At 78.9% G+C, this 1,177-nt stretch carries 1 protein-coding gene; it reads right to left on the bottom strand.

Going from position 1 to position 1,177, the window contains the following annotated elements; translation table 11 throughout:
- Positions 1–135: 135 nt before the first annotated feature.
- The coding region (locus ABD211_RS33065; protein ID WP_425560587.1) for a hypothetical protein at positions 136–1,177 on the bottom strand (1,042 nt) is incomplete at its 5' end.

Below are 1,177 nucleotides of genomic sequence, written 5' to 3'. Positions count from 1 at the left end.
CGGCGGGCGCGCGGCTCACCAGCCGTTCCTCGCACGCGCGCACGATCGCGTCGTGCCGGTCGTCGGCGTCCAGTTTCAGCGCGTCGACCTCGGCGCGCGCCTCGTCTATCAGGGCCCAGAACTCCTCGGTATCCATCACGGGGTGATTATGCGTGTCCGGCGGCGCCGCACCAGGAACACGACCACGCCGGCGAGCACCAGCAGCGCGCCCGCCGCCGCGAGGCCGATCGGCACCCACGGGGTCGGCCGGGCCACGGTCACCACCAGGTAGCGGGCCACCGGCCTGCCAGCGGCGTCCACCCCGGCCGCGACCAGCGTGTGTGCGCCCGGCGGCAGGTCCGCCGGGAGCGCCACGGGGCCGCTCGCCTGCCCGGCACCGTCGGCCAGGATCGTTCCGGCCGACCGCGGCGCCGAGAACACGGTCACCGTGACGACGCTGTCCGGCGCGAACCCGCCGGCGCGCACCGTGTAGGCCGCGCCCGCGCGTACCGTGGCGCCGGCGCCGGTCGGGGCGTCCACCAGGGACAGCTCGCCGGCCTCCGCCGCCCGCTCGGGGGCGTCCCCGCCCGCGCCGACCCGCCGGACCACGACGGCCGTGGCCTGCTCGGACCGGTTGCTCCACCGCTGCAGGGCGGCGGCGAGGTCGGCGTACCCGTCCGCGTCGGGGTACAGCGCGCCCGGCGCCGGCACCGGGGCGACGGCCGTCGGGGCGGGCCGGACCGCGTGCGGGTCCTTGCCGCACAGCGTGTGGTTGGGGCGCAGCGCGTCGGCGGTGTCGGCCGCGTAGAACACGGGCAGGTCCGCGGCGCGGGCGCGCGCCACGGCGCCGGCGACGGCGTCGTTGAGCGCCGTGGTCACGTCGTCGATGAGGCGCAGTTCGGCGGGGCTGAGCAGACCCTCGCACGTGCCGGGGTCCTCGCCGGCGCCGGGGACGAGCCGCGGGTACGCCGCGACGACGATCGGCACGGCCGTCCCCCGGTCGGCACCGTTGACGACCGCGTCGATCGCCCGGTACGTCTCCAGCAGGTCGGCGCCGACGGCGGCGGCCCGGGTCCGGGCGGCCCGGTCCCCGCTGGTCGCGAACGGCGCGCACCCGGCGATGCCCGGCACGGAACCACCGCCGGCGGCCGCGGCGAACGCCCCGGCGTCGGCGTACCGGCGCAGGCAGGCGCCCCTC

Source organism: Luedemannella flava (assembly GCF_039528515.1).
Classification (GTDB): Bacteria; Actinomycetota; Actinomycetes; order Mycobacteriales; family Micromonosporaceae; genus Luedemannella; species Luedemannella flava.
Note: the sequence above shows the minus strand (reverse complement) of the source record. Positions and strands in the feature narration are given on the sequence as shown.